This window comes from Enterococcus sp. 2STP (genome assembly GCF_032465635.1).
GTDB classification, from domain to species: domain Bacteria; phylum Bacillota; class Bacilli; order Lactobacillales; family Enterococcaceae; genus Enterococcus_B; species Enterococcus_B lactis.
In genome coordinates, this window is the sequence record NZ_JAWDJH010000012.1 from 1 (window position 1) to 25,769 (window position 25,769).

Genomic DNA, 25,769 nt, shown 5'->3' on the forward strand with positions numbered 1-25,769 from the left:
GTAAAAAAATTTTTTATGATCGTTACATCAATGGTCTGTCGATTTATGTAACTGCTCAAAGAAATAATACTAGTGAAGAATCTGTCAAACTAGAATCAAACAAGATTATCATCCAATTTGCTTCAGCGTTAGAACTGGTTGCTTTTAAGTAGCCAGTTTTTACACTTTTTATACCCTTTTATTACCCATTTGGTTTCTTTTTTATACCTTTTTTATACCAATCAATTACCTGTTCAATGATGTATTATGATAGTGTCGAAAGATTAGGAAATAGGATCGACAAAATAAAATGTAAGGGAGGAAATCTCCCTCATCGTTTAATTAAGCTTCGATAGACAGCAGCGGAAATATTAATAATAAGGATGTGAATTTCAACTCCTTCTAAATTGTTCTTATTATCTATCATCCGTTGCTGTCTATTGTTATTATGTCACTGTGGCGGAAAGGGTAGACGCAAATACAAATTCACGAGGATGCAACAGTTAACGGTTGGCGGTCATACGAGAGTCGAGACTACGTGCCGAAAAAGTGGCTTCAGTTGGAGAACATTATACTCAAATCGTGAAGAAAAAGACCGTATGCAAGGTTCGATTCCTTGCCAGTGACTTTGGGTTTGCGGTAATCCATAACTGCCTGTCAGTAAAACCGCTAGCAACCGAGGTATTGAGGAAGTGGGTAGGCGCAGGAAGTATTAGACTTGTCTGCGTGTAGGTTGCTTTATACATATTAGATCACTCTTTGAGTGGTCTTTTTATTTATATATAAGGGGGGAATGTTTGTGTTAGCATTGGTTGATTTAGTACTCAATGGAATCGTGTATTGCAAAAAAGGCATGGAACTTCAACTCAAAAACAAGACAGGTAAATACTCTACGCTAAGTCGAACATATCAAGATGGAAAGAAACAAAAAACGATTGAATTTAAAGTGAGTAACGAGTTAATGCCACTTTACTTTGAGTGAGTGGTCTTTTTATTTTAAGGAGGAAAATATGAAATTATTATCTATCATTACTTTACCAATCGCCGTATTAGGATTTGCCCATGCATCTGTGCATGTATCACCACATGTCTCTCCGCATGTTTCATCGCATGCTTCTGTTCATAGTTCACCACATATTAGTTCTCATGCGCATTCTAGTTCGCATCCATCTGAACACGCAACAACGTCTAAAGGAAGCACGCACGTTGCGAAAGAGAGTGAACCAAGCTTGAAAACTAGTAAAAAATCAAATGTGCACGCGCCAATCGTGCATACTCATCACAAAAATAAAAAAGATAATCTTGCAGATTTAAAAAGAAAAATCAAACAGCTAAGCAAAACAGATCAACGTAAGATGAAAAAATACATTGATAAATTAGTTAAATAAGATCACTAATGAAGTGGTCTTTTTATTTTAAAAGAGAGGATTTTGAAAAATGGAATTGATTGTATTTACTAATAACGGACAAACATATCATTTTTATGAAGTGGAGAATTTTAAGCCAACAACAACAGGATTTAGTTTTATTTATACTGGAAAGGCTACGGGAGTTACTCGTTCAGCTACATTTAACAATACATCAACAGCTGGTTATGCGCTTACGGAGGTACAAAATGGATAATGAAAAATTTATTGCCAAATGCAAAAAACTGGTAGCTGACTATGCAAATGAAAACTTTGATAAAACAGATCAAACGCAGATTACGATGGACAATGTATTTGTTGTATGGTCATGTAAAACACTCCAAAACAATAAAGCATTATTGAGCACTACTGTTTCAGACGGAATGTATTATGAGCTAACGTATAACGGTGATAAATCAGAAATCTATTTTGATGCTTACAAAAAATGGGAAAACAAAGCGATTAAAGTCTAGCACACGCTAGGCTTTTTCTTTACATAAAGGAGGCTGCATAATGAGAAATTACTGGTATGTATCACTAACAAATAAATACCCGCATCCAAATAATGATGATCCAGTGAGGGTTGTACAATCAGTCCAAATTAAAAAGAAGTACTCCATTGTTGAAATGACAAGAGAAGCTACGCCAAAAGAAATTGATAAATGCAAACTTATTTATTGCGGTCATGGTTTCTTTGATGAATCAAACATTCAAAATAATATTAACAAGAATTTGAGGGATTAGAATGCAAATCGAAATAATGAAGTTGGCAGATTTGAAACCTGCTGATTATAATCCGAGAGTCGAGCTTATTCCAGGAATGGATGAATACGAAAAATTAAAGCAATCCATTACTGAGTTTGGTTTTATTGATCCGCCAATTTTTAACAAACGTACAGGAAACCTTGTCGGAGGTCATCAGCGTGTTGCTGTGGCTAAAGATTTAGGGCTGTGCGAAGAGATAGAGGTATCAGTGGTAGATTTACCTCTTCATAAGGAAAAAGCTCTCAATGTGGCTCTCAATAAGATTTCTGGTCATTGGGATGATGAAAAATTAACTGAGCTGTTAAAAAGTATAGAAATCGAAGATCTAGGATTAACTGGATTTAATGAAGAAGAATTATCCAGTTTATTAACCGATTATATTGAGGGAGAAGCAGATATATATGACGGACTACCGGATGAAGTTATGCCTGTAGAAACTTTTGCTTTGAACGTTTTAGTGAGGGACGAAAAAGAACAATCCAGTTTATTTGAAGAGCTAACAGAACGAGGTTTTTCAGTGAAGGTGGTTAATCTATGAGTAAAATATTGCAAGTCAGGAATTCGACTAAAGATTTCAATAGTTATCGTGCTGCGAGAGTTAAATCACTTTTCAATGCTGAAAATGGTTCAGAATTTAATTTTGACATAGAAGTGGATCTATCCGGTGAATGGACAATCGGAGTAATAGTTGGTCCGAGTGGCAGTGGTAAAACATCACTAGGTAGTTTGATTTTTGATGATTGTGGCATTACTGATTTATACGAAGGATGGGAAGATAATAAACCAATTGTAGATTGTATAGCGCCAAAGGGAGATTTCAATGATGTAACTGGCGCTTTGGCCAATGTTGGATTAGGTGATGTTCCAGCTTGGTTGCGAAATTTCAATGCTTTATCAAATGGTCAAAAATTTCGAGCAGGATTGGCTAGATTGATGGTTGAAAAACCTAATAAAGCTGTTATTGATGAATATACTTCAGTAGTAGATCGCCAAGTTGCTGTTATTGGTTCTAAAGCTTTACAGAAAGCATGGAGAAGAGGAAACCATGGACAAAATAAATTAGTATTATTAACTCCGCACTATGATGTCTTGGATTGGCTCCAACCTGACTGGATCATAGATACTAAAGATTATAAGTTTCACAGGGGGGCTCCCAGGCAAATGCCAAAAATTGAACTTGAAATTATCCAGACAGACTCCCGTTACTGGAAATATTTTAAGCCACATTATTATTTAGATTTGCCGGAACCCGTTGCATCTAATCATTTTGTTGGATTAGTTAACGGAGAACTAGCATGCCATGTAGTAGCCACACCAATGTTTCAAAGTAAACTTTATCGACTTACACGGCTTGTGACAATGCCTGAATGGCAAGGCGCAGGAGTAGGTATGAGATTTTTAAATTGGGTTTCGGAATATCATCTAGAAGGAAAGGGAAGAACTGGTAAACCGTATAGGTCCGTTTTCCATACGAGTCATCCACAATTGATTCAAGTATTGAGGCGGTCTCCTTTATGGATCCAGACGTCGGCAAAAACTTTTGATACTGGAAACAAAGTAAAGGTTGGCAAAAAAGGAACGTACGGTAAATATGGCGGTAACCTTCGGGCGATTCAAGGATTTCAATATGTAGGAGGAGAAAATTCTCCTAAAATTATTTTGGAAGGATAATTTTGAATGAAAATAGTAATAACTGGTCAAAAGTCATTTGGTCGAGCTGTTTTAAAAAGGCTAGTAAATGATGGCCATGATATTTTAGGTGTGGCTGTCGCACCGCAAGAAAGTAAAAAAGATAAAATGGTCGGTACAGCTATGAGGTATCAGATACCAATTATAGCCGAAGCCGAAAAGCTAATAAGTAATGATATTCCTGAGGAGACAGATTTAATTGTAGCGGCTCATTCTCATTGGATAGTGAGCAATAAAATTATTGCTAAAGCTAAGTACGGAGCTATTGGATTTCATCCTTCTTTATTACCACTTCATAGAGGACGTGATGCAGTTAAGTGGACAATTAAAATGAATGATAAAGTTACTGGAGGAACTATATTTTATCTAAACGATGTCGCAGACGGCGGACCGGTAATCGATAGAAAACTCTTATTTGTAGATAAAAACTGGGATTACCATGATTTATGGAATAAATTGTTTGATATCGGTGTAGAGATGATTGCAAATACGGTAAATAAAATTGATAAAAAAAGAGGAATACTGCCTTGTGAGGAACAGGACGAAAAATTGGCTACATGGGAACCCTCCTTTGATAGGCCAAGGCTCGTAAGAAATGAACTTATACAACTAGAATAAAAAGAAGCCGAGTGCAGCTAACACTCGACTACTTCAACGAAGCACCAAAGCACTTCGAAGACACAGAGAATTCCCACGCGTGGATTTTCGACACCCTCTGTGTCTTTTAGCATTTTATCAAATGCGGGGTGCTTACACAATGGAAAATGAAAACTTTGATTTAGATTATGAGATTGAAAAAGCTATGGAAAAAGCAGAAACAATCGAAGAATATAAAAAAATTATTCGAGTAGCTTTAGGGAAATGGCTTAAAAACCTCCAATCAGGACAAATCAAGTTAGACAAAGTTTCCGATTTAAAAATATTGATTGAAGCTGATTTAATGCTAAAAGATATTGAAAATTAGAAAACAAAACTCAACCTAAACAGAATGTGAGGTGGTGTGTATTGAATGGCAAGAAAACGTGATCCAAGACGTGATGAAGCCAAGAAAATTTGGTTGGAATCTAACGGAGAAAAGCAATTAAAGGAAATTGCATCTGAATTAAATGTTTCAGATTCTCAAATTAGAAAATGGAAATCGCAAGACAAGTGGAGCGCTGAATTGAAAAGTAACGTTACCAATGGCAAAAGTAACGTTACTAATCAAGGTGGCGCTCCTATTGGTAATCAAAATGCTAAAGGTAACAAAGGAAATAGCCGAGCCTCTCCGCCAGTGGGTAATAAAAATGCCTTGAAAACAGGCGAGTATGAAACGATATTTTTTGAGACATTAAGTGATGAAGAGAAGGACATCTATTCTAGTTTGAATGATGATCCTTCTTTTGCTTTATCTGAAGAAATACGGCTACTTAAAATACGGCAACTTCGAATGATGAAAAGGATTCAACAAGCCGAAGCGGGGTTAAATGATGAAGAAGTTGAACGTCTCCAGCAACTGCGCAACATTAAAACACCACTTGATGTTGGTGGTAAAAAGCTTGAGATTAAGCGTGAAGTGATGCAAGATGTTCAAATCACTAGAAAAATACGTAGAAAGATAGATGATATTTTATCTATTGAAGATTCATTGACACGCATCAGCAATCAGTTGTCACGAGCTATCAAGCAGTTATCAGAATTAAGCGTTCAGGGCAAGCGTGCTGCTTTAATGACGGCACAAGCTGAAAAGCTAAATGCTGAAATACGAGAATTAAACGGTGGCGAGGATGAGCCTGAATCAACGGTTATTATCGATGACATTCCGTTAGTTGAAAGCGAGGTTGGTTCAAATGGCATTGATGGTCAAGAAACAAACTCAAATTAAGACTACGGACTTGATTAACCCGCATTTTTATAAAGTTTGGCACGCAAAGTGTCCTTATATTTTGATGAAAGGCGGACGTGGCTCTTTTAAATCATCTGTTATCAGTTTGAAATTAGCAACAGAAATGAAGAAGCACACACAAGCTAAGCACAAAGTAAATGTTGTCTGCATGATGAGTCAGCACAAGTATTTAAGAGATGCTGTTTATGAACAAATCAAGTGGGCACTTTCAATGTTAGGCATTTCAAAAGAATATAAGTTTCGTACTTCTCCTTTGCGAATCATTCATAAACGTACTGGTTCTAAGTTCTATTTTTATGGTGTTGATGATCCCTTAAAACTAAAATCAAATGCAATTGGCGATGTCATTGCTTTGTGGTATGAAGAAGCTGCAAACTTTGAAAGCGAAGAAGTATTTGACCAGACGAATGCAACTTTTATCCGTCAACGGTCGCCATGGGTAAATCAAGTACAAGTTTACTATTCATGGAATCCACCCAAGAATCCATATGATTGGGTTAATGAATGGGTAGAGAAATGCATACGCCTAGATGATCATTTAGTGGACCACTCGACTTATAAAGATGATGAGTTAGGTTTTACGGATCCTCAGCAATTAAAGCTGATAGAAACGTATAGAGAAAATGATGAAGATTACTATAGATGGCTTTACTTAGGCGAAGTGATTGGTCTGGGTACGCTCATCTATAACATGGATCATTTCCATCCACTTGATGAGTTACCAGAGGATGATTATATTATACAGATTAATTTCTCCATTGATAGTGGGCATCAGATATCAGCCACTACTTGTGGATGTTATGCCATCACCAGAAAAAGAAACGTCATTCTGTTAGATACTTATTACTATTCACCAGAAGGCAAAGTAAATAAAAAAGCACCGGACGAGCTGTCTAAGGATTTGCATAACTTTATTGAGAGATGTCAATCAAAGTATAATAAATATGCTTACAAAATCACAATTGACTCAGCTGAAGGGGCTTTGAAGAACCAATATTATAAAGATTTTGGAATACAGTTTCACGCAGTAGCAAAAGCTAAAAAAGTGGATATGATCGATTATGTACAGAACCTCCTTGCACAAGGCAGGTTTTTTTATTTGGATACAGAAGCAAACAAAATATTTATTAAAGAGCATCGTGATTATCGATGGGATGAAGATACTTTACAGTCAGATGATCCAAAAGTTATCAAAGTTGGTGACCATACATGTGACCAGTTCCAATATTTTGTAAAAGATAATCTAAGTGATTTAGGACTGAAATGGTAGGTGAGAAAATGAGTATGATCCAGCGCATCAAAAACTTTTTTAAGAAAGGAGTGAAACGAATAGATATGAATTTGAATGGCAGAGAACTTGGTAAAATCACAGACCATCCTAAAATTGATATTGATCCATATGAATATGAGAGAATCGCTGAAAATTTTCGTTATTATGCGAATAATTTCCCAGAAATTAAATATATAACCTCTTTTGGTAAAGAAAATAAACGTCCATTTAATCCGCTGAATGTAACCAAGACTGCAGCAAGAAGATTAGCGAGTATTATTTTTAATGAGAAATGCAAGATTGCTTTAAGGAATCCTGATGATGAAGAATCAGATAGTTTAAAAGAAGCAAATACGTTCTTGGCGAAAACACTGTATAACAATAATTTTTATAATCTTCTTGAACTGAATCTTGAAAAAGGAATTGCTTCTGGTGGGTTTGCTATGCGTCCTTATATTGATGGAGATAAAATCAAAATCTCTTGGATCAGAGCTGATCAGTTTTATCCCTTGCGTTCTAACACAAATGAAATCAGCGAATGTGCAATTGCTACTAGGTCAGTTCAAATAGAAAATGATACAAATTATTACTACACGTTATTAGAATTCCATGAGTGGGTAGATGGGAAGTACATTATTTCTAATGAGCTTTATAAGTCAGAATTGGAAAGTTCTGTCGGTAAACAAGTACCATTAGAAATTTTATATCCTGATTTAGCAGAGGAAGTCACCTTAGAAGGATTGAGACGTCCTCTTTTTGTTTACTTCAGAACACCTGGTGCAAACAATAAATCTCTAGAAAGTCCGTTAGGCGTTGGAATCGTTGATAATGCAAAAGAAATTTTAGATACCATCAACAATACTCATGACCAATTTGCTTGGGAAATACAAATGGGACAAAGGCGCGTCGTGGTTCCTGCTGAGTTTCTCAAAACGGATGAAGCCCATCCCCCAATGTTTGATAGTGATCAAAATGTATTTGTAGGGATGTATGGGGCAGAAAATGCTGGAATAAAAGATATTACTACGGCAATACGAACAGTTCAGTATAAAGATGCCATTGATCATTGGATTAAAGAGTTTGAGGTACAAGTAGGGCTATCAGTTGGTTCAATGAGCTACGCTGATGATGGTTTAAAAACAGCAACTGAAATTGTCTCTAATAACTCAATGACGTATCAAACACGCTCTAGTTATTTGACAATGGTTGAAAAAGCCATTAATGAATTAGTCCATTCGATTTTTGAATTGGCAGGTTATGCAGAACTTAATTCAACTGGAAAACCATTGTTTGAATTAAATTACGATGATTATAAAGTCGATATCAGTTTTGAAGATGGTATTTTTGTCAATCAAGATAAACAACAAGAAGATGATTTAAAAGCTGTGGTTGCTGGCGTGATGCCAAAGAAACAGTTTCTTATCCGTAATTACAATCTAAGTGATCAGGAATTAAAAGAATGGTTGGATGACTTGAAAGAGGAAATGCCTTCCCAAGATGCAGGAACAGATGAACGAAATGCACAAGCTGCTATGTATGATGTAGGTGATTGAGTTGATTACTCCAGATAATATGCAAAACCAAGCGGATGCTATCACGAACATTTATTCAGAATTAGAAGATCGTATCTTTGATTTAATCATCAAAATGATGTTAAAGAAAGACCTTACCAAAGTGAATAAAGAAAACGTGATGTTATGGCAGATACAGCAATTAAACTATATGGGCGTTTTGAACAAAAAGGTTATTAATCTACTGGCTTCCTATACAAACTCTACTCAAGGCCAAATAGAAAAGCTTATCAAAGATAATGGCATTCAAATTATCAATGAGATTGATCAGGAACTGGAAAGAATGGTACAAAAAAGCGTGCCGGTATCTGATGATGTCAATCAGATGTTGGAGTCTTTCCTACATCAAACATTCTTAGACTTGAATAATAATATAAATCAGACGCTTATCACTACGAATTACAGCCAGAACTCAGCTATGAGAGCTTATCAGGCAATTCTTAAACAATCTACCCTAGAAACCTTAACAGGTCTCAAAACGCATGAACAAGCCGTAAGAGATAACGTCTATAAAATGGTGGATGAAGGAATTAAATCAGGATTCAAGGACAAAGCAGGGCGTGAATGGACTCTTGAAACATACTCAAGAACGGTAATTGAAAGCACAACGCATCGAACATTTAACGATTTACGTCTGAAAAGAATGCAAGATTTTGATTGTGTAACTGCTCTAATGAGTAGCCATCTATCAGCTAGAAAAGCCTGTGCCGATATTCAAGGTGGATGGGTTCTCACAGTTCCTAAGTCCAAAGCACCACCAGAATTTCAGCATTTACCGTCTATTTATGATCATGGTTATGGTGAACCTTGGGGAACTCAAGGAACAAACTGTAAACATATTCTTTATCCTGGTAGACCAGATGTTAATACAAATAATCAGCCACAATATGATCCAGAAGAAGTACAAAGAAATGCTGAGATCCAGCAGAAACAAAGAAGATTAGAGCGTGACATTCGTTATCAAAAGAAGCGTTTGTCTGCTGCAGAATCTTTAGGTGATGAAGTCACGCAGAAAAGATGCAAAGACATGATCCGTTTTAAACAAGGGAAGATTAGAGAATTAGTGAAAGAACATGATTTCCTTATGCGGGATTATAGCAGAGAAGAGATTCAATCTTAATTTTTCGCCCTGAACATGGCGTTAAAAGGTTTATTTTTTATACTCTCGTGGTCGTTGCCACGTTAAATATTCGAAGGAGGACCAAATGAAAAGAGAACAATTAAAAGAACTAGGCTTATCTGAGGAACAAATTGGCTCAGTCATGGCGCTACATGGAGCCACTGTTAATGAATTGAATAGTAATGTTGCAGCTGCAGAGCAACAAGTAAATCAATACAAAGAGCAGTTAGATGCCAATCAAACAGAATTAGATAGCCTGAAAAAAGCAGCAGAAGGAAATGAAGAACTAACCACTCAATTATCAGATCTTCAAGAAAAATACGATCAAGCAAAAGCTGATTCAGAAAGTAAGATTGCCGAAATCAAAAAAACATCCGCAATCGAACTAGCTCTTACTCAAGCAGGGGCTCGTAATATCAAGGCTGCCAAAGCTTTACTTGATAGTGAAAAGCTGGAATTAACAGATGAAGGAATCAAAGGGTTAGACGAACAATTAAATACATTGAAGGAAAGTGACGGATATCTCTTTGAAGGAGAAACAACACCGCCACAAAATCCCGAACAGAAAAAAGCAACGTTTCAAGGCAATCCGTCAAATGCTGTCCCTCCTAATGATGAAACAGCGCAAATGATTGCTGCAATGACAAGCGACCTAGTTAAATAAAAGAAAGAAGGAAATTAAAATGCATAAAAATATTTTATCAATGAATCTGCAAATGTTTGCTGATAATGCAACTTTAAACTATGCAGAATCTTACCAACAAGGACTCCAAAAACGTTATTCAGAGAACGGTATTTTATATTCTCAAAAATTGTGGAATTCTCCATCAAATAACCTGATCAAATGGGCAGGGGCAAAAACTGTTAAGCTTCCTAAACTATTAATTAAAAATGGGCGGAAAGATCGAACACGACGTTCGATTACAGGGGCTAGTGCCAACTACGAAAATCAATGGGAAACTTATGAATTAACAAATGAACGCTACTGGGACACATTGGTAGACCCTTCAGATATTGATGAAACGAATTATGTAACATCTATTGTCAATATCACCAAAGCTTATAATGATCTTGAAAAAATTCCTGAAAAAGACAAACAAATGTTTTCTTCTCTATACACTTTGAAGAAAGCAAAAGATGGCGGTAAAGGAATCGTAGAACTGGAATTGACAACTGAAAATATTTTGACTCAATTTGATAAAATGATGACCGATATGGATGAAGCCGCAGTTCCAGCTGTTGGACGTTCTTTATATGTGACTCCAACTGTCAGCACTATTTTAAAAAATGCGCAAGGGTTACAACGTACGTTATCAGTACAAAATAATAACGGCGTGATTGATCGAGCAGTAAAACGTTTAGATGAAGTAACGATTGAACCAGCTGTTCCTTCTGCTTACATGAAAACTCTATACGATTTTACTACTGGTGCTGTTGCTGATCCAACTGCACAAACAATCCAAATGATGTTGATTCATATCCCTTGTATGTGTGCACCAGAAAAATACAGCTTTGTTGGTCTAGATAAACCATCTGCCTCAACTGCAGGTAACTACTTGTATTATGAACAATCATATGACGATGTCATTTTGTTTGAAACAAAAACGGATGGAGTATCATTTGTCGTAACACCATCTGCACCCTAATGCGCCCCAAAATCCAACAGGTAAATTTAATGGAGATGGATCAGTATCTGTCTCCTTTGATCCTGTGGAAGGGGCAAAATCATATGTTATCCATTACGCAAACGCTAATGAATCAGATCCACATAAAGCCAAAATGATGGGTTATAGTGAAACTAATAGTTGGACTTTGGCTGCAGAAAATGTTCCATCTTTAGTTGAAGGGGACAAATTTTATTTATACGTACAAACCTTTAACGAACTAGGAGAAGGCTCAAATGAAATAGAAAAAGCTGAGTTTTTAAATGAAAACAAACTTGGATCAGCTTGGAGTGAGCCGATTATTTTAACCAAGGGAGGATCTAATTAATGAAAGCTAAAAAAGCAAATAGAGTCGTTGAAGTTCTTACTGATACGGACAAAGAATTTTATAAAGCCCAGGGCTACGATATTGTAGAACTTGATGCATCAGGTAAAAAATATACTATTGTAGAATCGGCAACAGGTGGAAAAACTTACACAGTGGTTCAATACAACGCACTGCTTGATAAAAATAAGGCGTTGAAAAAAGAAGTTCAGGAACTGAAACAACAACTTCAGCAATTAGAAAACAAAGAAGAACCAGATCGGGAAACTTTGAAAAAAGAATTAGCTGACTTAGGCGTTGAGTTTGCGCCTAACACATCGACTGCTAGACTTGTTGATTTGTTGAATGAAGCTAAAGGCTAAAACTATGAGTTATTTAACGTACGAAGAGTATGAAAAGCTAGGTTTTAGTAAAATTCCTGATCAAAAAACTTTCGATGAATTAGAACCATATGCTGAACGTCAGATTAATCGTTTGACTGCTGATTTCTACTTAAAAAATGACTTAATTCAAGATTCAAATGAATATAGAGTACAAAAATTTAAATTAGCAATGGCCATCCAAGTGGAATATCTGTTTTTAAATGGTGGGAAAACAACCTTACAAGAAATGCTTAGTGGTACACCAACTAGTGTCAGCGTTGGAAGAATGCGAATTGAAGGTGCTAGTGTTGGTTCAGCCACATATGGTAGAACAATGGTTTCATCAGAAGCCTATGCAGAATTAATTTATACAGGACTTCTATATCGGGGAGTTGATTATAAATGATTCCACAAATGCCAAAAGAATATTGTAAGCAGTCCATTATTTTCAAATGCAAAAAGGGAACTGACAAATGGCAAAAGCCGATATTTGATGCTGATATTACAATTGAAAATATGATTTTTCAACCTCAAACAATTTATAGTGGTTCAAATAATAATAGAAAAGTGGTAGCTAACGCTATCGCTTTTTTATTTGCTGGAGTATCCGCACCATTTCCTGAAATTACAAAGGAACATGTAGGATCAGAAATCATATTTGAAGGTACAGCCTATACTTTGGTGACTATAGTAGATAATCGAAATCCTTTCAGCAACGAAGTTAATTCGTATGAATTGGAGGTTTTATAATGATGCATATCAAAGTAGAAAAAAACGGTATAAATAGAAAACTGTCTGTTATGAACATACAAAAGGCTACTTTTTTTATGACTAATCAGATGCACATGGATATGAACTTGTATGCTCCAAAACGTCAAGGCCACCTTCGCAGTGATTCTTATGCACGGGAGAACCATATCGTTTATACAGTTCCTTATGCCAAAGCTCAATTCAGAGGCTTGATAGTGACGAAGTCAGGGAAAATTGTGCGAATTAAAAATTACACAACTCCTGGTACAGGAAGTAGATGGGATTTGCGTGCAAAATCTAAGCATATCAATGCATGGCGAAAAGCTTTCGTTGAAGGAGGGAAACTTTAATGGATCTCTTAGAAAGATTAGCTGATTCGATTGATTCAGTAGAAGGAATGCCAATGCCTTGTGTAATTGGATTTCTAGATGGAGAAGACACCCTTTGTATCTATTCTCTCCCAGGAAGTAGAACAATAGAAGAATATTTTGATGGTACAAAAGAAAGAGAAATGCTTTTTGAAGTGGGATTTAATACAAAAGATCAAGAAAAAGCAAATCATACTTTGTGGCTCATTTCTAATTATTTAGATGAGCTCCCATCCTTAGAATCTAGCAATGAAAGTTTTAAATTTATTAGTTCAGAAATAAGTGATACTCCTTTTGCAAGTGAACAAGATAATGAGGGGCAATCTACTTATTTGTTAGATATAAAAATAAACGTGCATCAATTCAAATAATAGGAGGAAACATAATGAAAAATATGTCAAAAACAAATCAACAGCAATTTATGAAAATGCAGTTGCAATTTTTTGCAGGAGAAACAGGCGACAATACACACAAGGAATTTCTATTGAACTTTAAAAATAAAGTAGAAATTGATGTTTTAGGTCACACAAGCTTAGATGATATCGAACAAGCAAATTTTGCTGTACTTGCAGCTGGAATCAGTACTATTACCCCTGCAGCGGCAGACACCACTGATGCAACAGCTTATTATGATGGCGAAGGTTTCACTGATTCAAGCGTGACAGGTAAAAATATTACTTTTGCTTTATCAGGACACCGAGTGTTCGGAGATCCTGCACAAGATTATGTGGCAAAACATTTCTTGTCCATTGGCGATGAATTACGTACGCTTGCACGTTGGACAGATGCAAAAGGAAATAAAGTTCAATCTGTTGTTACTATGACAGCAATCGTTCCATTTGGGGGTGCTGCAAATGCAAAACAAACATTTAGCTTCACATTAGCATTCAACGGAAAGCCGGTCTTAGAAGAAGCGGGGGAGTAATTAGCCCCACAAGCGTAACGCTTAATAAAACAACGTTATCGCTTGTTACTGGGGCAAATGAAACTCTTACAGCTACCGTTTTACCAGCAAATGCAACGAATAAAAATGTGACATGGTCATCTAGCGATTCAACCATAGCTACGGTTGATACCAAAGGGAAGGTTGTGGCTGTTAAAGCAGGAACAACTACAATTACTGTAAAAACAGTAGATGGAGATAAAAGTGCTGATTGTGAATTAACTGTTACGACACCCTAAACCGCCCCAAAATCTGACGTTTGAATATGATGCAGAGAAAAAACAGGTTACTGTAACTGCGGACTGTCCAGATGGGGCGACGTCAGCAAAAGCATACAAAGATCATGTCGATTCTGGTGCAGCATATATCGTTGATAGCAAAATCACAAAGACATTTAGTGATATTAAAGATGGTGTCTCTCATATTTACGGCTTAAGTGCTATATATAGCGGTGTAGAGTCAGCTGTTACAGAAAAAGAATATACGGCTATTGTCGAAGCCAAAATATTAACTGTAGATGAATATGTACCAGGTTCCAGTACATGGGTAACTGGTACATATCAAGGGACACTGGTGGAAAAAGTAGGTTTATATATTAATGGCGAGCGAATCTATTCTGTGCCTATTGGACAAGCTCAACCACCGAACTTTGAATATTACAGGAAAGATTTGAAAGCTACAGATGCCGTGAAAGTCTACATTGCTGACAAAGACGATAAAGAACTAGATCAAGCAGATGTACCAATCAAACAAGAATAAAGTGAAAGAAGGATGAGACAAATCATCCTTCTTTTTTAGGAGGAAAAACAATGGCAATTAACAATGTAATTGACTTAGATGCAAAATTATCTTTAGAGAAAAATATTCAAATTGCAGGGAAAAAATATACTGTTGTGATTTCTGACGAAATCGATCAAATATTAACAAATCTCAATATTGAGATTCCTGCTCAGTTAGAAACGATGCAAGAACGTGTGGAAAAAATAGAAGATGCCGGCAGTGAGAAGTACAAGAAGTTTGTACAAAAAGAAACAGTAAATATGCGAGATCAATCTATTGAAACACTTGATCAAATTTTAGGAAAAGGCGAAGGAAATCGAATTTATCAACACTATAACTGTAGTACCAAAGCTTTATTTGTAATTATTAATTTATTGCAGGAAGAATTTAGAAATATTATGGTCGAAAGAAAAAAGACCGCCGATAAATATTATAAAAACAAACATAAAAAGAAGTGAGTTAAATGTTTGATTTGGTTGAGGATTTAGAAAACACACTAATCATTGAAGGAGAAGAATATAAATTTGATCTTTCGTTTGATGTAGTAATTAAATTCTATGAATTGTTGGAAGATAAAAATTTAAGATCGTTTGAAAAAATTAATAAAGCTTTTGATTTATTTTATTTTGACAATAAATCTCCAGTTAGTAATTTTACTTTTGAACAGAAGCAATCAGCAATCGAAGAAATAAGCAATTATATACAAAAAAGTCCATATGGAAATAACGATAGTGATCAGGAGTCTGGAGATACTGTGCCAGAAAAACTTTATTCTTATTCTCAAGATGCTGGAGCGATCTATTCTTCATTTTTAGCGGATTACGGCATCGATTTATTAAAAGAAAAAGGGCGAATGCACTTCATCACGTTTAAAACTCTTTTATTTGGATTAAGCGAAAATACTCATTTTCAACGAATTTTATCTATTCGTTCTAGAAGTATTAATGGATTAGAAGGCGAGGCGCTTACGAATCTATTAGAATTACAAGGATATTATGCCCTCGACTCAGAAAAAACAGTAAATAATTTAGATGATCAGCTAGGAAGTATCTTTGAAATGCTAGCTGCTCAAGCAAAAAAGTAGAAAGGAGGTAATTAAAGAATGTCTGCAGATGCGACGATAAATATTGATGTTATGCTCTCAAATTTGCCAAAGTTCAAAAATGATGTTTCTTTAATTAATGATATTTTATCACGATTAGGTATTAATACTGGTGATAAAATGGATGAATCTTTTAAGCAAGGAACAGATAAAATTCAAAAACAAGCAGAAGAAACAAAACAAAAGATTGATGAAACAATTGGAAAGAAGACCGAAACAAAAGTCATTTTAGACGATAACGAATTGTTGAAAGATATCGAGAAAGTAAAAGGTAATTTGGAAGACATTCCTGAAAAAATAAGTACAAAAGTATCCGCTCAAGTTGATGACCAAGAACTTAAAATTCTAGAAGATGACCTAGTTAGTATTCCTTCTAAAACTGAAACAAGAGTAGAAGCAGATACAAGTTCAGCGGTTAGGAACATTGAAAAATTAGAAGAAACTACAGATGGAGCATCAGAAGGGTTTTCTAATTTGCAAGAAATTATTGCAGGTACTTTTATAGGTGAACAAGCTTCAAAAGGATTCGATGCTTTTAAAGAATCATCTTTCAACGTCATTGATCGTGTCACTGATCTTCAAGATGCTAGTAATAAATTGACTAATACATTGGGATTAAATGCGGATCAAACTAACAAATATCGTGATGTTATTAATGATTTTTATAATACTGGTTTTGTAGAATCAATGGACGAAGCTGTTGAAATAGTGGGTTCAGTGAATACACAACTTGGTGATATGCCAGCAGATAAGTTAAAAGAAATATCTCAATATGCGTCTATTTTACAAGATCAGTTTGGTATGGATTTAAATGAATCGTTAAGGGGTATTAATTCCTTGATGACAAATTTTGGTATGTCTTCTGATGAAGCTTTTGATTACATGGTTAAAGGCGCACAAGTTGGTCTAGATAAAACTGACGAACTAGGTGATAACCTAGCAGAATATGGACAAATTTGGTCACAAGCAGGTTTCGATGCCAAAAGTATGTTTTCTATTTTAGATAATGGGCTAAAATCAGGGGCTTACAATCTAGATAAAGTAAACGATTTTGTTAAAGAGTTTACTATTTCTTTGAATGACGGTCGCATCGAAGAGAACTTGGGAAGCTTTTCTAAAGGTACGCAAAAAATATTTAAAGAGTTTAAGAATGGAAAGGCAACTGCTAGCGATGTTTTTCAAAATATCATTAGTGATCTAAAAAATACAAAAAATCAGCAAGAAAAATTAACAACAGCATCAACGATTTGGTCAGCACTTGGTGAAGATAACGCAATGAAAGTAATTGAAAGTTTAGGAAATGTAAATGATACATTCGATAATGTATCTGGAACAGCTAAAAAAACAAAAGAAAATACAGAACAAACTTTCAGTGTACGTTTGAGAAGTGATATTCGAAAAATCACTGACGAGCTGACACCTATGGGCAACAAACTTCTTGATTTAGCAGAAAAAAAACTCCCTAAGCTATCTAATACTGGAAAGAATGTTTTCGGTGATGTATATAACGTTTTAGATAAAACTTTCTCCTATTTAACTAATCATAGTGATGATTTAGTAGAGATTGGTGAAAATGTCAAAGAAATAGGGAAAACTTTTCTCTCAGGTGCATGGGAAGAGGGTAAAAAATTATTTTTTGATATCGCTGATCTTTTTGGATTGGTTGATGATAAATCTAAAGCATTAAAAGATCCACTAGGCGCTATAAATGAAATCATAGGAAAAATAGCAAAACATAAAGATGAAATAGAGTTGTTCGGAAAAGCATTAGTCGTGATGTTTGCTGTTAAAAAAGGCTATGAATTCATAACCATGTTAAAAGAAGCTAGAAAAACCTTATTAGAATTAACAGCTGTCGAAAAGGTCACTGATTTTTTGAGCGGAGGGGGTTTTTCCCTTAGCAAAAAGTCTGGGGGAAAAAGTATTGCTACAGCTGGAGAAGATATCATTGAAGATGTTCTTCCAAAAGGTGGCGCTAAAGCAGCGTCTGAAGCTGTTGAAGACGTAGCCAAGACTGGTGTTCTAAGTAAATTGGGAAGCTTTGGAAAATCAGGCTCTTTGAAACTTATAAGTGGTATCGGTAAGATTGCTAAAATTGTCCCATACATTGATATTCTTAGTAGTGCAGCTGAGCTTTTTGGAAAAGGTAGCATTGGCACAAAATTGGGCGGCTTTGGTGGTTCTTTAGGTGGAACTGCTGGCGGTGCAACTGCAGGTGCTGCTATTGGTTCGGTAGTACCTGGAATAGGAACAGGAATTGGTGGAGCAATCGGTGCTGCCGTTGGGTCAATAAGCGGTACTGAAATCGGCAAAAAACTAGGAAAACAAATCGAAAAAGGACTAAAAGAGAAAAAAATAGACCTAAATGATATTTTTGAGGGTGATCCAAGCAAAAAGAAATTTTTCAAGACATACAAATCAGAGTTAGAACAACTTATGAAAGATACCAAGGCTGCTGAAAAATCGTACGAAAAACTTTCTTCTGCAACCGATAAATATTTTCGGCAGAAAGAAAAGAATTCTAAACATGATTTAGATACCTTGTTAAAAAACGGCGATATAACCAAAGAAGAATATAATAAATTTTTAAAGGAAGACAAAAGGAAGAACAATACACAAAAGAAAAATTTAAAAGATAATTTGAAACAAATGTCTCAAGAAAACGAACGATACAATAAAGAAGTTATTGCAATCAATAACAAATGGGATAAAAAGAAAAATGAACAGTTAAGCGCTTCTGCAAAAACCTATGGCAAGAACAGTAAAAAATACAAGGAGCAGGAAAAACAGGTTACAGCTCAAATTGAAAAAGAGCGGAATAAAGAACTTCTTAAAGCTAGAAAAGGTCATGAAGAAAAAATGACTATTTTATCTGAAAACACCAATAAAATGGTTATATCAGATTTGAAAGTTTCCAAAGGAAAACAACTTGATCTTTTAGACGATTTGAAAAAGAATACTAAACGTATTTCACGTGAGAAAATGAAAGAAATTATTCAAACTTCCGCTAAAGAACGTGATGCCCAAATTAATGCTGCTAATAAAGCATATAAAGAAACAGTCAATTCAGCAGAGAAAAAAAGGAACGAAGTTGTAGATGCTGCTGATAGAGAATATTATGATAATCATTCTATCAGTAAGAAACAACATGATGACATAGTAAAGAAAGCAAATGACACGTACAATTCCACCCAAAAGACGGCAAAAGACCAACGAGATGCTATTGTTAAACAAGCTCGAGATACACATAAAAATGTTGTAGACGAAGCAACTAAACAAGCTGGGGAACATAAAGGAGCAGTTGACACTGAAACTGGCGATGTCAAAGGAGCATGGGATAAATTAAAAACGAATTTAGGTTCCATTGTTGAAGGGGTCGCACATGGTATCGGTCATTTGATACATGCATTGAACAAAGATTGGGGAAACGACCTTATTAAGTTTAAATTTGGTGCACATGCAAAAGGTTCTAGTGGATTGACCGAAGACGAAATTGCTCTGGTTGGGGAAGAAGGATTCGAGCTTGCTCATCATCCATCTAAAGGTATTTTCCCTGTTGGTGTTAGCGGTCCAGAAATTCGTCCTCTGCAAGCTGGTACTTCAATTTTACCCCACCATATGTCTAAAGAATTCTTGGCAATGACAAAGGGGCTACCCGCACACAAAGACGGTGTCTGGGGTACTATCACGAATATGTTTGATTGGGTTAAAGATAAAGCTAAAGATGTATGGTCTTTCGTTTCAGATGGTGCCGGCAAAGCTTATGATACGATTGCTGATAAACTTGGTGTCTCTGACTTTTTAGATAACCTTGGTGATTCAGCTGAATATAAGGTTGCTGCAGGTGGTATCTCTAATATAAAAGATAAGATTATCGAATACGCACAAAACTTCTTTGATAAGTTTAATGAAGAAAATGGAGGCGGCAGTTTCGATGGTGCAATGGCAGATAATGTCTATAAATATTTAGTAGATATTGCAAACCAAGCCGTTAGGAAATTCGGTATGAGCGGGATTACTTCAGGTTACCGACCAGGAGATCCATATTGGCATGGGAAGCATCAAGCGATTGATATTGCTTATCCATCAAGTATGAATGGTTCAAGCAAATATTTTGATCCTGCAAACTGGGTATTTGAGAATTTTGCTGATAAAGTTGGATATGTTATCACACAGGGAAAAGTGCGTGATAGAACTGGACAATCAGGTCAACCAGCAACTGGTTCATGGGAACCATGGCCAGATAATGATCATTACGACCATTTGCATATCACTGGTAAATTAGGATCAGGAGATATTTTCAAAGCAGGAGGCGGTAGTTCTCCAGCTGGTTCGGGGGCAGAAAGATGGCGAAGCCAAGTAATTGAAGCCGCAAAAATGGTCGGATTTCCAACGGATAAAGGGCATATAGACAGAATCATTAGTCAGATTCAAACAGAATCAGGCGGAAATGAGAAAGCTGTTCAAGGTGGTTATACAGATATTAATACCATTACTGGAGACTTAGCAAAGGGATTGATGCAAACAATTAGTGCTACTTTCAATGCTTATAAGATGCCAGGTCATGGCAATATTTTTAATGGATATGATAATATCCTAGCCGGCTTAAGATATATTATGGCTCGATATGGAACAGGTGCTGGCTTCTTTGCAAATATCGGAATGGGGCATGGTTATGCTGACGGTGGAGAAATAAATGGTCCTGAATTAGCATGGATTGGAGAAGACCCTGCTTATCCAAAAGAATTTATGATAAATCCTGCTAAACCTTCTGCAGATGACTTGATTATAAAAGCAATCCGCTCGAGGGAACAATTTAGACCTGCTTCAGCAAATAATGTATCAAGCAATTCGAGTGGATTTTTAACAAGCGAAATTTCAGAAAGTTCACTTCAGAAGCTGTCTCAAGCTTTGAATAATCGTCCAGTTAAGGTAATTAGTCATCTAGACGGTAAGAAAGTCAGCAAAAGTGTAGATGAATATACTGGTTCATCATTAGCAAGAAAACTATATGCGAGAGGAAAGAATTTTAATGGAAGATAAAACATCAGTATTTCTTCAATTTAGTACAGGTAAATTTGACTTACTAGCAAATTATCGAATCAAGATCATTGATATTAATATTGGTATGCCTGTACCGAAAAACGAATTTTCTTCTTATGCAGGTTCAGTAGGACAAAAGCTTCTGACACACTCATTTGATTCTTTTCCTATTACTTTTGAATTTGATTATTTTGCAGACAATCTAAATGATCTTATTTTGACTGAAACAGAATTGAGAGAACTATTTAATAAAGAAGCTGAATACTACTTTATCTATACGAAAGAACCTGGTAAAAGATTTCCAGTGATCGTTGAGAGTATGACTATAACCAAAAAGGCATATTTTAAAGGAAATTGTGTTGTATCATTTTCCGCCTATAAAGGATATTCTGAATCAATTGCAACGACTTTATCTGATTTCAGTTTGGATGAGGATTGGCAGTTTTCTCAAGGTCTAGTTTCTGAAGACTTTATTTATACGCACAATACTAGTTTCTTTAAGATTTTTAATGCTGGCAGTTTTGAAATTGATCCGAGAGAGTCAGATTTACGTATTACCCTAGAAGGAGAATCAGAAGGAAATGTGACTATTTTCAACAAGACCACAGGCGATCGTTTCATTTATTATCCTTCTCTCTCAACTAATTTAGGGCAGACGTTAGTTTTGGATGGTGTATACCCCAAATTGAATGGTGTAAGCTGTGGTATTGATACAAACCATGGACTAATCACTTTAGCTGAAGGGGTCAATGAAATCGAAATTCAAAATATTACTAGAGTGAAATCTTCTTGGGATTTCCGTTTCTTGTATAAGTAGGTGATACTTTGAAAAACATATTAATACGTAATTATGAAGAAACGAAAGAGGAAATCCTTATTAACTACGATAAGGATTCTTTTTCTGTCTCGTGGCAACAAAATGAAACGTGGGAGTTATCTGTGACTGTACCAGAAACAAAAAGGAATCAAATAGCTTTTGATTTAATTGACTATGAAAACTATGTTGTATTTGATGGTCAGCAGTATTCAATCAAGCAGATGAGACCATATGCTTCTGGTAGCCAAATCTATAAAGATGTAGTAGCAACTCATGTTTATTACACTATTCAAGATGGATGGCAATATGACACTATATCTGGAACAAAATCAATCAATGATCTTTTGACTCATATTTTTAAAGCTGGAAACCGAGGATTTAGTTGGGAAGTTGTAGATCCCAACAATGTATTTTTAAAAAAGGAACAGGAGAACTTTGGAAATGATAATTATTTAAATCTTATTAATGAAATTTTGGAAGATTACGGTGCCGTTGTGATACCAAACAATAAGCACTTAGTATTTTATCCCATTTCAGAATATGGAAATATAACCGAACAACAAATCCGATATAAATATAATACGGATGAAGTGTCGTTTGATATTGATACTTATGCTTTGAAAACACAAATTAAAGGATTTGGTAAGAAAAAAGAAGATGACTCATATTATTTTAATCCAGTTACTTATACTAGTCCCGAATCACAGAAATGGGGAATCAGGATACAAGACCCAATAGAAGACGAACGTTACACTATTCAAAATAATATGATTGAATATCTAAAACAGCAGTTACACGACTATCCAGATGTTTCAGGATCCGTAACACTAAAATGGGCCGTATCTCTTAACAAAGGGGATAAGGTCCTTTTTGTTTATGAACCTTTGAATATAAGTACCTACATTCAAGTTGTGGGAATTACTGATTATCCAGCTATCCCTAATAAAGCGCCAGAGATTGTATTATCAAATACCAAGAAAACAATCACTTCAATACTGGCGAATCTTGCTAAGAAAGGACTGATGTAGATGGGGCTTGTTAAACTATTATCGAATAATATCGCTTTAAAATGGAAAGAAACATTCAATAAAAACGTTGATTATCTGAACAATCTTGAAAAGAAATTGTCTGACCAAGACAAAGTAACGAACAGTCGTATTGATAATCTTGTGCTTCATTCAGGCGGCGATTCACCGAACGAAGTTGTTGATGCCAGGGTTAATAGTGAAGGTACAACCTTCGAAACATTACAAGGAAGACTTCTTGCAGCTGAAACGAAACAAGAATCTGAAATAACAACATTAAATGATCGGCAGAACGCAACAGCTGAGCAAGTGAATCAGTTGAATACTAGCGTAGAGACAATAATTGGCGGCAGTAATAATAATCTCGATTTATATGTATCAGCAGAAAAAGGTAGTGACCAGGCAGGTGATGGAACAGAAGAGAAACCTTTTGCAACAATACAAACGGCAGTCAATCAAATTCCATTAATCTCCACTCAGGTGGTGACAATTTGGATTGATGATGGGGTCTATTTAGAGGATGTAGTGGTCAAAAATATAAATGCTTCTCAAATTCATATTCGTCCTAAGAACAATGTAGACGATACCGGTTATACAACAGGTGTAGATAGGTCTGTAAAAGTCAGACATATTTCATTTAGTTATTGTTCTGGTTATTTTCGTGTCTACGGCTTGCAAGGGGTAGATCAAGCAAATACTAGTTCCACTTTTTATATTGAGAATAGTGGCTATTTAGCAGTTGCATGTGTCACTTGTAAAGAGGACACGAAATCAAATAAAGATCATGTAGCAGTAAAAGCAAATTCAGCAAAATGTCATATCTATAATTCTTATTTTGAAAATCAAAATACAGTTATTCACTCAGATCTTTTGGCTGATGTACTTGCTTCTTCTTTAAACAACGGAAAAAACAATAATATTGGGATGGTAGCAAACAATGCTACGATGCGTGATGGCATGTCTAAAACTATGGCCTTCGCTACTACACGTCATCAAATTGTTAATTCAGGTTTGATCATCGCGAAAGGGCAGGTGTTGTCCTGATGATTTATAAAACCAATGAGTCCATTATTATTATCCAAGCAGAAGCGATTAAACCTATTTCAACTGGTGTAGTTTTTTGGTCGCATGATCGAGGCACAGCCAAGCTTCGCTTCAAATTGCAGAAAAATGGATTTCCTCAAAGCTTACCAGAAGGAACTACGGTTCCTATTCGTCTGATATTTAAATCTGCAACAGCAGAAGGTGGTTATGGTAAACATGACTATCTTGCCACCATTGAAGATCGTTTGAATGGCATTGTGTCTATCGTTTTAGAAGATAATATTTTAGGATACCAAGGAAGAGTAGATGGAAGTATCTATATTGATTTCCCAAATGATCAGTCGTTAGACACGGCTGGTCGTTTTACTTTTTACATCAAACGCAGTCCAATTGATGATAGTACGCCAGAACTAGAAGACTATTATTTCAATGGTTTTAGCCAGACAATCGATAAAATCGAAAAAATTCTAGCTGATGGAAAGCAAGAAATTGATCAGAAAATTGCGGAATCCGAAACGCAGATTGATGCGAAACTGAAAGACACAAACGATAAAATCACGAAAGCCAATCAAGATGTCGCAACTCTCAATACTAATATTGATAAAGCGAATGATCGTATTGATCAAACCAATCAGCAAATCGGCGATCTCGGCAAGCTGAAAAAGATGTACAGTAACAGCATCGACTTCGGGGACTATGATTATTCGGGGAATCCGAATTTGTTGCCAGTAATAGATTATTCTCAGCTAAGTAGAACAAATTCCAGTATCCAACCGCCACCAGCATACGTCAAAGACCATGGAACTTATTTTGAAGTTGATATGAGTGATCCATCTGCCGCAGGAACTTCTAGGAATGTTTTTCTACCACTTATCACACGTTTAGAAAAAGGTGCCACTTATAATTTAAGCGCTAGTATTATGGTTAGTGATGGAATGGTCACAGGGAAATGTCCATTATATTATACTGTGTACACTACTACACCTAAACCCGATAGTGTTAGACCAGTAGTATTGTATCCTACTGCTGATAGTAATGATAAATTCGTACGTACTAGCAAAACATTTACCGTACCAGCTGATTTAACGGATGGCAACTTTGCACCATATTTACAGTGGTATTTCCCTGAAGATACAGTGGGCAAGTATTGCATTGGTTACGATATTAAATTAGAAAAAGTGGACTCTGCTACATCAAAAAATACACCCTATCAGCCAAATTTGTTCGATGCTCCGTATTGCTTGAGTAAGGTAGCTTTAGAAGAGAATATTGCTGATCCAGCAAAAGTGTTTCCTATTAAAACTAGCAACAATCAAATATATCTCGGAACTATGATTGAACCATTTGTCGTAGGTCAAACATATACCCTTACAATGAAAGCTAGTAAACCAGCTAGTCAAGCGTTTAGAGTATATGATCACGGAATGATTAAATACGGTGACATGATACCTGTGGAAGGTTTAACTGATGTCTGGCAATTAACATTCACAGTCTCAGAAATTTATGAACCATATCCATCAAATCTGACAATTTATCAACAACCCAAAGAAACCGTTGGCGCATGTCAAATTGACTGGCTCAAGATTGAAAAAGGCGACACCCGAACCCCTAATATCAGTCAATTTAAATACTTCGGTGAAGGATTGAAAGACAGCAACAATCCGAACGACTACAGCTGGGATGTCACACCTGAATATACTGAAAAAGGCTTGAATGATTCTGTGAGCTTAACTGAGCCACAATCTGTAGATGGAACTAAGAACTTTTTAGAAACGCCCATGGTAAACCAAATACCAGTATTGGTTGATAACGCACTTCCGTTTGAAGCCTGGTATGGAACTGGTAAAGAGTTAACGAAGAC

30 protein-coding genes and 2 pseudogenes are annotated in these 25,769 nt (G+C 35.8%); all 32 read left to right on the forward strand.

Going from position 1 to position 25,769, the window contains the following annotated elements; all coding sequences use genetic code 11:
* Positions 1 to 152, forward strand: a pseudogene (locus tag RWU19_RS03900) (ArpU family transcriptional regulator); the annotation flags it as partial.
* Between the two features lie 626 nt (positions 153 to 778).
* Positions 779 to 961, forward strand: a complete 183-nt coding sequence (locus RWU19_RS03905; RefSeq protein WP_316002736.1) for a hypothetical protein — start codon at positions 779 to 781, stop codon at positions 959 to 961.
* A gap of 28 nt (positions 962 to 989) precedes the next feature.
* The gene (locus tag RWU19_RS03910; RefSeq protein WP_316002737.1) at positions 990 to 1,367 is read left to right on the forward strand and encodes a hypothetical protein; all 378 of its coding nucleotides are present in this window, start codon (positions 990 to 992) and stop codon (positions 1,365 to 1,367) included.
* Between the two features lie 49 nt (positions 1,368 to 1,416).
* Positions 1,417 to 1,602 carry a hypothetical protein gene (locus RWU19_RS03915; RefSeq protein WP_316002738.1) on the forward strand — a complete coding sequence of 62 codons (186 nt, stop codon included), beginning with the start codon at positions 1,417 to 1,419 and terminating at the stop codon, positions 1,600 to 1,602.
* Positions 1,595 to 1,858, forward strand: a complete 264-nt coding sequence (locus RWU19_RS03920; RefSeq protein WP_316002739.1) for a DUF6275 family protein — start codon at positions 1,595 to 1,597, stop codon at positions 1,856 to 1,858. The genes RWU19_RS03915 and RWU19_RS03920 overlap by 8 nt, the downstream gene beginning before the upstream one ends.
* Before the next feature lie 40 nt (positions 1,859 to 1,898).
* Positions 1,899 to 2,129 carry a hypothetical protein gene (locus RWU19_RS03925; protein WP_316002740.1) on the forward strand — a complete coding sequence of 77 codons (231 nt, stop codon included), beginning with the start codon at positions 1,899 to 1,901 and terminating at the stop codon, positions 2,127 to 2,129.
* Position 2,130: 1 nt separating this feature from the next.
* A pseudogene (locus RWU19_RS03930) lies at positions 2,131 to 2,524 on the forward strand (ParB N-terminal domain-containing protein); the annotation flags it as partial.
* Positions 2,525 to 2,684: 160 nt separating this feature from the next.
* Positions 2,685 to 3,821, forward strand: a complete 1,137-nt coding sequence (locus RWU19_RS03935) for a hypothetical protein (protein ID WP_316002741.1) — start codon at positions 2,685 to 2,687, stop codon at positions 3,819 to 3,821.
* Positions 3,822 to 3,827: 6 nt separating this feature from the next.
* On the forward strand, positions 3,828 to 4,457 hold the full coding sequence (locus tag RWU19_RS03940) for a formyltransferase family protein (protein ID WP_316002742.1): 630 nt from the start codon (positions 3,828 to 3,830) through the stop codon (positions 4,455 to 4,457).
* A 139-nt stretch (positions 4,458 to 4,596) separates the two neighbouring features.
* Positions 4,597 to 4,803, forward strand: coding sequence for a hypothetical protein (locus RWU19_RS03945; protein WP_316002743.1), 207 nt, complete (start codon positions 4,597 to 4,599; stop codon positions 4,801 to 4,803).
* 45 nt (positions 4,804 to 4,848) lie between these two features.
* Positions 4,849 to 5,703 carry a phage terminase small subunit gene (terS, locus tag RWU19_RS03950; RefSeq protein WP_316002744.1) on the forward strand — a complete coding sequence of 285 codons (855 nt, stop codon included), beginning with the start codon at positions 4,849 to 4,851 and terminating at the stop codon, positions 5,701 to 5,703.
* The gene (locus RWU19_RS03955) at positions 5,669 to 6,994 is read left to right on the forward strand and encodes a PBSX family phage terminase large subunit (protein ID WP_316002745.1); all 1,326 of its coding nucleotides are present in this window, start codon (positions 5,669 to 5,671) and stop codon (positions 6,992 to 6,994) included. Before terS ends, RWU19_RS03955 begins: the two co-directional genes overlap by 35 nt.
* Complete coding sequence (locus RWU19_RS03960) at positions 6,988 to 8,547, forward strand: phage portal protein (protein WP_316002746.1); 1,560 nt, start codon at positions 6,988 to 6,990, stop codon at positions 8,545 to 8,547. The genes RWU19_RS03955 and RWU19_RS03960 overlap by 7 nt, the downstream gene beginning before the upstream one ends.
* Before the next feature lies 1 nt (position 8,548).
* Positions 8,549 to 9,685 (forward strand): phage minor capsid protein, encoded by a 1,137-nt coding sequence (locus RWU19_RS03965; RefSeq protein WP_316002753.1) that lies wholly within the window; start codon positions 8,549 to 8,551, stop codon positions 9,683 to 9,685.
* An 85-nt stretch (positions 9,686 to 9,770) separates the two neighbouring features.
* Complete coding sequence (locus tag RWU19_RS03970) at positions 9,771 to 10,349, forward strand: phage scaffolding protein (protein ID WP_316002747.1); 579 nt, start codon at positions 9,771 to 9,773, stop codon at positions 10,347 to 10,349.
* Positions 10,350 to 10,368: 19 nt separating this feature from the next.
* Entirely contained in the window at positions 10,369 to 11,331 is a 963-nt protein-coding gene (locus tag RWU19_RS03975) for a capsid protein (protein WP_086319412.1), read from the forward strand.
* The gene (locus RWU19_RS03980; RefSeq protein ID WP_172891819.1) at positions 11,321 to 11,677 is read left to right on the forward strand and encodes a fibronectin type III domain-containing protein; all 357 of its coding nucleotides are present in this window, start codon (positions 11,321 to 11,323) and stop codon (positions 11,675 to 11,677) included. The genes RWU19_RS03975 and RWU19_RS03980 overlap by 11 nt, the downstream gene beginning before the upstream one ends.
* Positions 11,677 to 12,036 carry a hypothetical protein gene (locus RWU19_RS03985; protein WP_316002748.1) on the forward strand — a complete coding sequence of 120 codons (360 nt, stop codon included), beginning with the start codon at positions 11,677 to 11,679 and terminating at the stop codon, positions 12,034 to 12,036. The genes RWU19_RS03980 and RWU19_RS03985 overlap by 1 nt, the downstream gene beginning before the upstream one ends.
* A gap of 4 nt (positions 12,037 to 12,040) precedes the next feature.
* On the forward strand, positions 12,041 to 12,442 hold the full coding sequence (locus RWU19_RS03990) for a hypothetical protein (RefSeq protein ID WP_086319410.1): 402 nt from the start codon (positions 12,041 to 12,043) through the stop codon (positions 12,440 to 12,442).
* Positions 12,439 to 12,786 (forward strand): putative minor capsid protein, encoded by a 348-nt coding sequence (locus tag RWU19_RS03995; RefSeq protein WP_316002749.1) that lies wholly within the window; start codon positions 12,439 to 12,441, stop codon positions 12,784 to 12,786. Before RWU19_RS03990 ends, RWU19_RS03995 begins: the two co-directional genes overlap by 4 nt.
* Positions 12,786 to 13,136 carry a minor capsid protein gene (locus RWU19_RS04000; protein ID WP_316002750.1) on the forward strand — a complete coding sequence of 117 codons (351 nt, stop codon included), beginning with the start codon at positions 12,786 to 12,788 and terminating at the stop codon, positions 13,134 to 13,136. Before RWU19_RS03995 ends, RWU19_RS04000 begins: the two co-directional genes overlap by 1 nt.
* A complete protein-coding gene (locus RWU19_RS04005) occupies positions 13,136 to 13,525 on the forward strand; it encodes a minor capsid protein (RefSeq protein WP_316002751.1) in 390 nt (129 codons plus the stop codon). The genes RWU19_RS04000 and RWU19_RS04005 overlap by 1 nt, the downstream gene beginning before the upstream one ends.
* Before the next feature lie 50 nt (positions 13,526 to 13,575).
* Entirely contained in the window at positions 13,576 to 14,079 is a 504-nt protein-coding gene (locus RWU19_RS04010) for a phage tail tube protein (RefSeq protein WP_045172302.1), read from the forward strand.
* Entirely contained in the window at positions 14,079 to 14,336 is a 258-nt protein-coding gene (locus RWU19_RS04015) for an Ig domain-containing protein (RefSeq protein ID WP_316002754.1), read from the forward strand. The genes RWU19_RS04010 and RWU19_RS04015 overlap by 1 nt, the downstream gene beginning before the upstream one ends.
* Before the next feature lie 265 nt (positions 14,337 to 14,601).
* Positions 14,602 to 14,856: an immunoglobulin-like domain-containing protein gene (locus RWU19_RS04020; protein WP_316002755.1), complete on the forward strand. Its 255-nt coding sequence runs from the start codon at positions 14,602 to 14,604 to the stop codon at positions 14,854 to 14,856.
* Between the two features lie 50 nt (positions 14,857 to 14,906).
* Positions 14,907 to 15,335, forward strand: a complete 429-nt coding sequence (locus tag RWU19_RS04025) for a hypothetical protein (protein WP_086310704.1) — start codon at positions 14,907 to 14,909, stop codon at positions 15,333 to 15,335.
* A 5-nt stretch (positions 15,336 to 15,340) separates the two neighbouring features.
* Positions 15,341 to 15,961 carry a Gp15 family bacteriophage protein gene (locus RWU19_RS04030; RefSeq protein ID WP_316032185.1) on the forward strand — a complete coding sequence of 207 codons (621 nt, stop codon included), beginning with the start codon at positions 15,341 to 15,343 and terminating at the stop codon, positions 15,959 to 15,961.
* Positions 15,962 to 15,979: 18 nt separating this feature from the next.
* The gene (locus RWU19_RS04035) at positions 15,980 to 21,022 is read left to right on the forward strand and encodes a phage tail tape measure protein (RefSeq protein ID WP_316002594.1); all 5,043 of its coding nucleotides are present in this window, start codon (positions 15,980 to 15,982) and stop codon (positions 21,020 to 21,022) included.
* Positions 21,012 to 21,839: a phage tail domain-containing protein gene (locus tag RWU19_RS04040; protein ID WP_316002593.1), complete on the forward strand. Its 828-nt coding sequence runs from the start codon at positions 21,012 to 21,014 to the stop codon at positions 21,837 to 21,839. The genes RWU19_RS04035 and RWU19_RS04040 overlap by 11 nt, the downstream gene beginning before the upstream one ends.
* Positions 21,840 to 21,847: 8 nt before the next feature.
* Positions 21,848 to 22,867 (forward strand): phage tail protein, encoded by a 1,020-nt coding sequence (locus tag RWU19_RS04045; RefSeq protein ID WP_010728723.1) that lies wholly within the window; start codon positions 21,848 to 21,850, stop codon positions 22,865 to 22,867.
* Complete coding sequence (locus tag RWU19_RS04050) at positions 22,868 to 23,908, forward strand: hypothetical protein (RefSeq protein ID WP_316002592.1); 1,041 nt, start codon at positions 22,868 to 22,870, stop codon at positions 23,906 to 23,908.
* Positions 23,908 to 25,769 (forward strand): BppU family phage baseplate upper protein (locus RWU19_RS04055; protein ID WP_316032186.1); only part of this gene is annotated, 1,862 nt, incomplete at its 3' end. The genes RWU19_RS04050 and RWU19_RS04055, both read left to right, overlap by 1 nt.

Bases quoted from the DNA above. Each gene is read 5' to 3' on its own strand.
- RWU19_RS03910 (WP_316002737.1), top strand. From the start codon at position 990: ATGAAATTATTATCTATCATTACTTTACCAATCGCCGTATTAGGATTT.
- RWU19_RS03915 (WP_316002738.1), top strand. From the start codon at position 1,417: ATGGAATTGATTGTATTTACTAATAACGGACAAACATATCATTTTTAT.
- RWU19_RS03920 (WP_316002739.1), top strand. From the start codon at position 1,595: ATGGATAATGAAAAATTTATTGCCAAATGCAAAAAACTGGTAGCTGAC.
- RWU19_RS03925 (WP_316002740.1), top strand. From the start codon at position 1,899: ATGAGAAATTACTGGTATGTATCACTAACAAATAAATACCCGCATCCA.
- RWU19_RS03935 (WP_316002741.1), top strand. From the start codon at position 2,685: ATGAGTAAAATATTGCAAGTCAGGAATTCGACTAAAGATTTCAATAGT.
- RWU19_RS03940 (WP_316002742.1), top strand. From the start codon at position 3,828: ATGAAAATAGTAATAACTGGTCAAAAGTCATTTGGTCGAGCTGTTTTA.
- RWU19_RS03945 (WP_316002743.1), top strand. From the start codon at position 4,597: ATGGAAAATGAAAACTTTGATTTAGATTATGAGATTGAAAAAGCTATG.
- terS (WP_316002744.1), top strand. From the start codon at position 4,849: ATGGCAAGAAAACGTGATCCAAGACGTGATGAAGCCAAGAAAATTTGG.
- RWU19_RS03955 (WP_316002745.1), top strand. From the start codon at position 5,669: ATGGCATTGATGGTCAAGAAACAAACTCAAATTAAGACTACGGACTTG.
- RWU19_RS03960 (WP_316002746.1), top strand. From the start codon at position 6,988: ATGGTAGGTGAGAAAATGAGTATGATCCAGCGCATCAAAAACTTTTTT.
- RWU19_RS03970 (WP_316002747.1), top strand. From the start codon at position 9,771: ATGAAAAGAGAACAATTAAAAGAACTAGGCTTATCTGAGGAACAAATT.
- RWU19_RS03975 (WP_086319412.1), top strand. From the start codon at position 10,369: ATGCATAAAAATATTTTATCAATGAATCTGCAAATGTTTGCTGATAAT.
- RWU19_RS03985 (WP_316002748.1), top strand. From the start codon at position 11,677: ATGAAAGCTAAAAAAGCAAATAGAGTCGTTGAAGTTCTTACTGATACG.
- RWU19_RS03990 (WP_086319410.1), top strand. From the start codon at position 12,041: ATGAGTTATTTAACGTACGAAGAGTATGAAAAGCTAGGTTTTAGTAAA.
- RWU19_RS03995 (WP_316002749.1), top strand. From the start codon at position 12,439: ATGATTCCACAAATGCCAAAAGAATATTGTAAGCAGTCCATTATTTTC.
- RWU19_RS04000 (WP_316002750.1), top strand. From the start codon at position 12,786: ATGATGCATATCAAAGTAGAAAAAAACGGTATAAATAGAAAACTGTCT.
- RWU19_RS04005 (WP_316002751.1), top strand. From the start codon at position 13,136: ATGGATCTCTTAGAAAGATTAGCTGATTCGATTGATTCAGTAGAAGGA.
- RWU19_RS04010 (WP_045172302.1), top strand. From the start codon at position 13,576: ATGAAAATGCAGTTGCAATTTTTTGCAGGAGAAACAGGCGACAATACA.
- RWU19_RS04025 (WP_086310704.1), top strand. From the start codon at position 14,907: ATGGCAATTAACAATGTAATTGACTTAGATGCAAAATTATCTTTAGAG.
- RWU19_RS04030 (WP_316032185.1), top strand. From the start codon at position 15,341: ATGTTTGATTTGGTTGAGGATTTAGAAAACACACTAATCATTGAAGGA.
- RWU19_RS04035 (WP_316002594.1), top strand. From the start codon at position 15,980: ATGTCTGCAGATGCGACGATAAATATTGATGTTATGCTCTCAAATTTG.
- RWU19_RS04040 (WP_316002593.1), top strand. From the start codon at position 21,012: ATGGAAGATAAAACATCAGTATTTCTTCAATTTAGTACAGGTAAATTT.
- RWU19_RS04050 (WP_316002592.1), top strand. From the start codon at position 22,868: ATGGGGCTTGTTAAACTATTATCGAATAATATCGCTTTAAAATGGAAA.